This is a genomic window from Neptunicella marina, assembly GCF_014270035.1.
GTDB lineage: Bacteria > Pseudomonadota > Gammaproteobacteria > Enterobacterales > Alteromonadaceae > Neptunicella > Neptunicella marina.
In genome coordinates this window covers 284,864-292,706 of the sequence record NZ_JACNEP010000006.1, presented here as the reverse complement: position 1 = coordinate 292,706, position 7,843 = coordinate 284,864, and the positions used below count along the sequence as shown (strand labels likewise).

The window sequence follows — 7,843 nt, the reverse complement described above, 5'->3', positions numbered from 1 at the left end:
CTTATCCAAGATGGGTAAAACCGAAAACAAATCGATATCCCCATAAAAAGAAAAATGCCAGTCAGCTTAACTGACTGGCATTACCGTTTACTCCCCCCCTTTCATTCCAAATTTAAACCTTGAAATCTAAATTATCACCTCCATGTATTTCTTAAACGCATACAATAATTATGCTTAATATAATTTCGACGGACGCCAGATTGGTCCGATTTCAACAAGATGGAGATTAAAATGACAAACATCGATATTGGTATCAGCGAAGCAAACCGCGAAAAAATTGCAGAAGGTTTAAAACGCCTGTTGGCTGACTCTTACACGCTTTATCTGCAAACTCACAATTTCCATTGGAACGTGACCGGCCCGCAATTCCGTGAATTACATTTAATGTTTGAAGAACATTATACCGAGCTGGCAGTCGCGGTAGATGATATTGCAGAACGTATTCGTACTTTAGATGTACCGGCGCCTGGCACCTATAAAGAGTTTGCCAAATTAAGCTCGATTGAAGAAGTAGAAGGTGTGCCTGCTGCTGGTGAGATGGTTGACCTACTCACCAAAGGCCACGAGCAAGTGGTGAAAACCGCACGTGAAGTACTGGCACTTGCACAGGATGGTAACGATGAATCATCTGCGGCGCTGGTTTCTGATCGCATGCGTATTCACGAAAAAACCGCATGGATGTTACGCGCTACCCGTAAATAATTAAAAATATTTCCGGCTCAGTCAGCCCTTGGCTGAGCCGCCTTTCTTATTCGCCCCCCCAAATTAATCACTTAGTAGCCCACCTTAATATTTTTATAAAATACTTTGTGAATCGTATACCACCACTTTTTTCCATAAATGCGAGGCGTCTTTCACAAACTTAAGATGTACCGGTTCCGACTGATATTTGTCTTGCTGGGCTTTGTTGTCGAAGGTGACAACCAGAGTGTAATCGTAACTGCTGTCGACCACATCACGATCAGATGATGCTCGTGTACCAATATGTTTGCTTTTGACATAATCAGATGCGTCAATAAAAGTGGTCAGGTGTTTTTCGAAGGCCTCACGCTCTTGCTGACTATCGGGATTATGTAGCCAGAAATACACACTATGGACAAAGCCACCTGCTTCAATTACCTGTTGTTCTGCTTGCACCATTACCGACACTCCTAAATAAGCCATTAACGCCAATAATAAATTTTTCATTATTTCGCCTTTTTCACCTGACATGTTTTCTCAAATTATCACGCAGCCCCGACCGAAAATAGCTTGCTAGCGGCTAAATTTATAACAAATCAACCATCAGCTCACAAAAATCGGCTTAGGCTTTGTTCACAGTATTCAGCCTTAAGCATCAATACATGATGATGCAAACCGCAGGCAATGATGAGGTTAAAAACTCACAGGTCTGATACATCATTTACATGTACATTAAAGCTGCTTTCACTTATAATACTTTCCCGTCTTGATTCATTTTGGTCAGCCGCATTTCTTGCGCTAACCAACATTCTGTAAACACCTAAATCTTGGATTTCGCATGACAAATTATATTTTCGTCACAGGCGGTGTTGTTTCTTCTTTGGGTAAAGGTATTGCAGCGGCATCTTTGGCGGCAATACTCGAGGCTCGGGGACTTAAGGTAACAATGCTTAAATTGGATCCGTACATTAACGTTGATCCCGGTACCATGAGCCCTATCCAACACGGTGAGGTGTTTGTTACCGACGACGGTGCCGAAACCGATTTAGATTTAGGTCACTATGAGCGTTTTATTCGCACGCACATGACCAAAAACAACAACTTCACTACCGGTAAGGTGTATGAAGAAGTGTTGCGTCGCGAACGTCGTGGCGATTACCTGGGTGCGACCATTCAGGTTATTCCACACATCACTAACGAAATTAAACGTCGTATTATTGAAGGCGCTGAAGGCGTTGATATCGCTATTTGTGAAATTGGCGGTACTGTGGGTGATATTGAATCACTGCCGTTTATTGAAGCGGGTCGTCAGTTAGGCGCAGAAATTGGCCGTAAACACGTAATGTTTATGCACCTTACTCTGGTGCCTTATTTGGCCGCCTCTGGTGAAACCAAAACCAAACCTACTCAGCACTCGGTCAAAGAATTACGTTCTATCGGTATTCAGCCGGATATTCTGGTGTGCCGTTCAGAAGTGGCCTTGCCTTCAAATGAACGTTCTAAAATCGCTCTGTTCACCAACGTGGCCGATAAAGCGGTTATTTCCCTGCGTGACGTAGACAGTATTTATCGCATTCCTGCGGTATTAAAATCACAGGGTATGGATGAATTGGTGGTTAAGCATTTTGATATCGAGTGCCCGGAAGCGGATCTATCCGAATGGGAACAGGTATTGTATGCTGAGTCTAATCCGAACTTTGAAGTAACCATCGGTATGGTCGGCAAATATGTTGCCCTGCCAGATGCTTACAAATCGGTAAACGAAGCGTTAAAACACGCTGGTTTGAAAAACCGTGTAGCGGTTAACATTAAATATATTGACTCTCAGGATATCGAAAGCAAAGGTTCACAATTACTCGAAGGTTTAGATGCTATTCTGGTGCCGGGTGGTTTTGGTGAACGCGGTATCGAAGGAAAAATTCTTGCAGCCCAATATGCCCGCGAAAATAAAGTACCCTACCTGGGCATTTGTTTAGGCATGCAAGTGGCGCTAATTGAATATGCCCGTAACGTTGCAGGCATGACAGGCGCAAACAGTACTGAGTTTAATCCACAGTCACCTTATCCGGTGGTGGGTTTAATCACCGAGTGGCAGGATGCTGATGGCAGTACTGAAGTTCGCACAGATGATTCTGATTTAGGTGGCACCATGCGTTTAGGTAGTCAGCTGTGTCATTTGATTGCGGGCAGTAAAGTTCATCAACTTTATGGTAGCGACGCCATTCATGAACGTCATCGCCACCGTTACGAGGTGAACAATCAGTTGCGACCGGATATTGAAAAAGCCGGCCTGAAAGTGACAGGATTATCTACCGATAAAAAACTGGTAGAGATTATCGAAATAGAAGATCACCCATGGTTTGTTGCAGCGCAGTTCCACCCGGAGTTTAACTCAACCCCTCGTGACGGGCATCCGTTGTTTGAAGGGTTCGTGAAAGCTGCGGGCGTTTATCATAAAGAACACGATTAATTCGCCGCGTTATAGTTGTGGCACATAACAAAATTAGATGAGGGTACATCATGTCTAGCATTAGCAAAATTGTTGCTCGCGAAGTATTAGATTCTCGCGGTAACCCAACCGTCGAAGCAGACGTTTATTTAAATAGCGGCGCCTTTGGCCGCGCCTGTGCACCAAGTGGTGCATCTACTGGTACACGTGAAGCACTGGAATTACGTGATGGCGACAAAGCTCGTTATTTAGGTAAAGGTGTTTTAAAAGCGGTTGGTGCCGTAAACAATGAAATCCAACCTGCATTGTTGGGTAAAGACGCGCTGGATCAGGAAGGCATTGACCAAATCATGCTTGATCTTGACGGCACGGAAAACAAAGAAAACTTAGGCGCAAATGCCATTTTGGCCGTATCTTTGGCAACTGCGAAAGCAGCTGCAGCGCACAAAGGCATTCCTTTGTATCAGCACATTGCAGATTTAAATGGCACCTCTGGCCAGTACAGCATGCCAGTACCAATGATGAACATCATCAATGGTGGTGAGCACGCTGATAACAACGTAGATATTCAGGAATTTATGGTTCAGCCTGTTGGCGCAGAAAGCTTCAGCGAAGCCTTGCGCATGGGTGCTGAAATTTTCCATAACCTGAAAAAAGTATTATCTGCCAAAGGTTTGAACACCGCTGTAGGTGACGAAGGTGGTTTCGCCCCTGACTTAGGTTCAAACGAAGAAGCCTTAGCCGTTATCGTTGAAGCGGTAGAAAAAGCTGGCTACGTGATGGATAAAGACATCACTTTAGCCATGGACTGCGCTGCGTCTGAATTCTACAAAGACGGCAAGTACGACTTAAAAGGCGAAGGCAAAGTATTCGATTCAGAAGGTTTTGGTGACTTCCTGGCTGACTTAACCAAAAAATACCCAATCGTGTCTATCGAAGATGGTTTAGACGAAAGCGACTGGGATGGCTGGGCAAGCCTGACCAAAAAAATTGGTGACAGCATTCAGCTGGTCGGTGACGACTTGTTCGTAACCAATACCAAAATTCTTAAGCGTGGTATCGACAACGGTATCGGTAACTCCATTCTGATTAAATTCAATCAGATTGGTTCATTAACCGAAACCTTGGCTGCTATCCGCATGGCGAAAGAAGCAGGTTTTACTGCGGTTATCTCTCACCGCTCTGGTGAAACAGAAGATGCAACTATTGCCGATTTAGCGGTAGGTACGGCTGCAGGTCAAATCAAAACCGGTTCTTTGTGTCGTTCGGATCGTGTTGCCAAGTACAACCAATTACTGCGCATCGAGCAGGAATTAGGTGAGCTGGCAGTTTACAACGGCCGTAAAGAAATCAAAGGTCAGTAATACAGCAAAGGGGTCGCCACGACCCCTTTTTGTTCCCCGCCTATGTCAGTTCAGCAAACCGATATCTTTCGTGATGATCATCAGCAGCAATATTTTGCCGAGCTGTGCAGTGCGTTATATGAAAGGGAACTGTCAATGATGGCTAATTCAACATCAAATGATTTTGATGCATTTAAACGACGATTAGGTGGCCTGAGTTACCATATTCGTAATCTCGCACACTTTTTATTGCAGCATAAAGCCCCGCTGGATTTAGATTTGCACAATGCCAGTTGGCAGTGCAAACAAGCGGCAAAGTCGATTATCAATCGCGAGTCTGAAGATAAAGCCCGTCAGTGGTTTGAGCAATACAGCTATTTTGGTATGCCGGTCGCTGTATGTATCAGCGAGCCAGGTTACGACCAGTTAGAACTGGACTCGGTCGATAGAATCGATCCCGCGCAAAAGCGCCTGCATATCAACAAACACGGTTGGTTTTATTTTAATGGTGAATCGCAACATATCACCAAACCGGTAAAACGTTTGTTGGTGCCGAGCAAAACCAGCTTAGGCGCAGCCTGCAGTGGTCATTGCTGGACATCTCAAGGTAAAACGCAACCACGAGCGCTAAGTCTGCGTGAAATGCTGATCTCCACCCAAATCAACTGGAAAAACCCTAAAAAACCGCTTTAAAGCTACTTATTACAGGAGCAACCGGTTTTACCATCACTGGTTGGCCATTCTGCATAACTGCCATCCATACAACGACTTTTTATTACCTGACACTGAGCAGGATTATAGCTGATGTGACTATTACTCAAATCACCTAACGCACCTGACGCGAGTTCTTTTGCATTAATATTGGGACCACTGGAACAAGCACTCACTAACAAACAACTTATCCCTGCTAAACAAACTATTTTTGTTTTGTGAACAGACATATGTTTTACCATCCCTGCAAAAATAAAAACTATGACCTCAATCAGACCTTGCATGTTAACTAAAGTTTAACAATTTCTTTTAGCCATTACTTTATTTAGCAACCGCCGGGACAGCTAAAAAAGAGTTGTTATACTGCCGCCAACTCAGCCAAATACAGAGATAACAAATGGCCACTATGACAACCTTTAAAAAACTGACAGTTATCGCCAGCTTAAGTGCAGGCTTATTTGCCTGTGGTGACAATGTCACTTCAACAAAACAAGCAACAACTCCTGAAACAAAAAATACCAGTAGCTTAAAAGAGGCCTATGCTGGTAGATTTTTAATTGGCGCGACTTTAAATGACGATTTAGTGGCCCATCCAGACTCTGCCAAAATGCAACTGGTTAAAAAACACTTCTCTGCTGCCACTATGGATAATGCCTTTAAGTGGGGCGTGATTAATCCACAACCTGATGATTATCGTTTCACCGCGCCTGACAATTTTGTCAACTTCACCAACAGTAATGAGATTAAGGCAATAGGGCACGTATTATTCTGGCACAGCCAGACCCCAGACTGGGTATTTAAAGACGAGCAAGGCAACCTGTTATCACGTGAAGCATTACTTAAACGTATGCGTGAACGCGCCAGCATGATGGCCAATCGTTTTGGTGACAAAATCAAAATCTGGGATGTGGTTAACGAAGCGATAGAAGACGACGGCAGCCTGCGTAATTCGCTTTATCACCAAATCATCGGTGACGATTTTATCGAGCAAGCCTTTTATATCGCCAATGATGTATTACCTGCCGATGCGATCAAAATCTATAACGACTATGGCATGACCCGCGAAGGTCGCCGCAGTGCAGTGATTGCCATGGTTAATGATTTTAAAGCACGTGGTGTACCGATTGATGCGATCGGAATTCAGGGTCACTGGGGCATGAAAACCCCAACACTGGATGAAATCGACAATACCCTTACTGTGTTGGCTGCCACCGGTTTGCCATTGCATATCACTGAGTTGGACCTGGATTACTTAGGCCGGGAACAGTTTTTTGGTGCCAATGTGGATATCGATAAACTTGAAGCGACACCAGAAAACAACCCATATCCAGATGGAAACTTCCCGGCTTCAGCAGATAAAGAACTGGGCGACAGATATGCTGATATCTTCCGTTTATTCCTGAAGCATCAACAACAAATCGACCGCGTGACCTTTTGGGGTGTAACCGATGCAGAGTCCTGGTTAAACGGCTGGCCGGTAGCAGGTCGCACGAACTACCCATTGTTATTTAATCATGATGGCTCACCTAAACAAGCACTACAGCAGGTGATTGATGTGGGTAACAACGCCAAGATGTAATTGCCATAAAAAAGCCGCTTAACGCGGCTTTTTTATATCTTAAATGAAGCAGTTGGGGATTAATCCAAAATGGCATCAATCTCCTTAATTTCATCTTCCGTCAGACTTAAATTAGATTGGGCTGCAACGATATCTTCAATCTGACTGACTTTACTTGCACCGATAATTACCGAAGCAACAGAGGGTTTGCGATGCAACCAGCAAATAGCCAGTTGCGCCATGGTTTGACCACGTGCTTCTGCAATTTGATTTAGACGCTGCACTTTCTTGATATTTTCAGCTGATACATCGTTTTCAGACAAAAACTGATTATTTTTATCTGCAGCACGCGAGTCAGCAGGAATACCACTAAGATATTTATTAGTCAGTAATCCCTGTGCTAAAGGTGAAAATGGAATACAACCCACACCTTTATCTTCCAGTACATCGTGCAGGCCATCCTGCTCGGTCCAGCGATCAAACATGTTGTAACGCGGCTGATGAATTAAACAAGGTGTGCCTAAATCATCCAGAATTTCTAACGCTCTGCGTGTTTGCGCAGCATTGTAATTAGAAATGCCCACATACAAGGCTTTACCGCTGCGTACGATGCTATCCAGCGCGCCCATGGTTTCTTCCAGTGGCGTATGTGGATCAGGGCGGTGCGAATAGAAGATATCCACATAGTCGAGCTGCATGCGCTTGAGGCTTTGATCCAAACTGCTGATCAAATACTTACGCGATCCCCATTCACCATAAGGGCCATCCCACATCAGATAACCAGCTTTGCTGGAAATCACCATCTCATCGCGATATTGCGCCATATGCTGGTGTAAGATTTTACCAAAATTGGATTCGGCAGTACCTGGAGGCGGACCGTAATTATTGGCTAAATCAAAATGGGTAATACCCAAATCAAAGGCACGGAAAATCATGTCTTTGGCAACATCAAAAGGCGCGATGTCACCAAAGTTGTGCCATAAACCTAAAGAGACAAATGGTAATAATAAACCGCTGTTACCACAGCGCTTATAAACCATATCGTTGTAACGATCGGATGCAGCCTGATAAGTCATACTTATTCCCTGAAGTGGCTAAAAA

The 7,843-nt window shown here is 44.2% G+C and carries 8 protein-coding genes; 5 read left to right on the top strand and 3 right to left on the bottom strand.

What is annotated here, in order from left to right; all coding sequences use genetic code 11:
- Positions 1-231: 231 nt before the first annotated feature.
- Positions 232-702: a Dps family protein gene (locus H8B19_RS09965; protein WP_186506677.1), complete on the top strand. Its 471-nt coding sequence runs from the start codon at positions 232-234 to the stop codon at positions 700-702.
- Positions 703-795: 93 nt separating this feature from the next.
- On the opposite strand, the gene H8B19_RS09960 is transcribed toward H8B19_RS09965, so the two are convergent.
- The gene (locus H8B19_RS09960) at positions 796-1,188 is read right to left on the bottom strand and encodes a Dabb family protein (RefSeq protein WP_206683175.1); all 393 of its coding nucleotides are present in this window, start codon (positions 1,186-1,188) and stop codon (positions 796-798) included.
- 331 nt (positions 1,189-1,519) lie between these two features.
- Between H8B19_RS09960 and H8B19_RS09955 the strand changes: the two genes are divergently transcribed.
- From H8B19_RS09955 to H8B19_RS09945, 3 genes are read left to right on the top strand one after another with little or no spacing between them, the layout of a single operon-like run.
- Positions 1,520-3,151: a CTP synthase gene (locus H8B19_RS09955; RefSeq protein ID WP_186506675.1), complete on the top strand. Its 1,632-nt coding sequence runs from the start codon at positions 1,520-1,522 to the stop codon at positions 3,149-3,151.
- Positions 3,152-3,201: 50 nt separating this feature from the next.
- Positions 3,202-4,494 (top strand): phosphopyruvate hydratase, encoded by a 1,293-nt coding sequence (eno, locus tag H8B19_RS09950; protein ID WP_186506673.1) that lies wholly within the window; start codon positions 3,202-3,204, stop codon positions 4,492-4,494.
- A gap of 42 nt (positions 4,495-4,536) precedes the next feature.
- Positions 4,537-5,166 carry a hypothetical protein gene (locus H8B19_RS09945; RefSeq protein WP_186506672.1) on the top strand — a complete coding sequence of 210 codons (630 nt, stop codon included), beginning with the start codon at positions 4,537-4,539 and terminating at the stop codon, positions 5,164-5,166.
- A gap of 2 nt (positions 5,167-5,168) precedes the next feature.
- On the opposite strand, the gene H8B19_RS09940 is transcribed toward H8B19_RS09945, so the two are convergent.
- Complete coding sequence (locus tag H8B19_RS09940; RefSeq protein WP_186506671.1) at positions 5,169-5,414, bottom strand: hypothetical protein; 246 nt, start codon at positions 5,412-5,414, stop codon at positions 5,169-5,171.
- Between the two features lie 167 nt (positions 5,415-5,581).
- Between H8B19_RS09940 and H8B19_RS09935 the strand changes: the two genes are divergently transcribed.
- Entirely contained in the window at positions 5,582-6,763 is a 1,182-nt protein-coding gene (locus H8B19_RS09935; protein ID WP_186506670.1) for an endo-1,4-beta-xylanase, read from the top strand.
- A 59-nt stretch (positions 6,764-6,822) separates the two neighbouring features.
- Here H8B19_RS09935 and H8B19_RS09930 read toward each other — a convergent pair whose 3' ends face one another.
- Positions 6,823-7,818, bottom strand: a complete 996-nt coding sequence (locus H8B19_RS09930; RefSeq protein ID WP_186506669.1) for an aldo/keto reductase — start codon at positions 7,816-7,818, stop codon at positions 6,823-6,825.
- Between the last annotated feature and the right edge of the window lie 25 nt (positions 7,819-7,843).

Coding starts and splice junctions, on each gene's coding strand:
- H8B19_RS09965 (WP_186506677.1), top strand. CDS start 232: ATGACAAACATCGATATTGGTATCAGCGAAGCAAACCGCGAAAAAATT.
- H8B19_RS09960 (WP_206683175.1), bottom strand. CDS start 1,188: ATGAAAAATTTATTATTGGCGTTAATGGCTTATTTAGGAGTGTCGGTA.
- H8B19_RS09955 (WP_186506675.1), top strand. CDS start 1,520: ATGACAAATTATATTTTCGTCACAGGCGGTGTTGTTTCTTCTTTGGGT.
- eno (WP_186506673.1), top strand. CDS start 3,202: ATGTCTAGCATTAGCAAAATTGTTGCTCGCGAAGTATTAGATTCTCGC.
- H8B19_RS09945 (WP_186506672.1), top strand. CDS start 4,537: ATGTCAGTTCAGCAAACCGATATCTTTCGTGATGATCATCAGCAGCAA.
- H8B19_RS09940 (WP_186506671.1), bottom strand. CDS start 5,414: ATGTCTGTTCACAAAACAAAAATAGTTTGTTTAGCAGGGATAAGTTGT.
- H8B19_RS09935 (WP_186506670.1), top strand. CDS start 5,582: ATGGCCACTATGACAACCTTTAAAAAACTGACAGTTATCGCCAGCTTA.
- H8B19_RS09930 (WP_186506669.1), bottom strand. CDS start 7,818: ATGACTTATCAGGCTGCATCCGATCGTTACAACGATATGGTTTATAAG.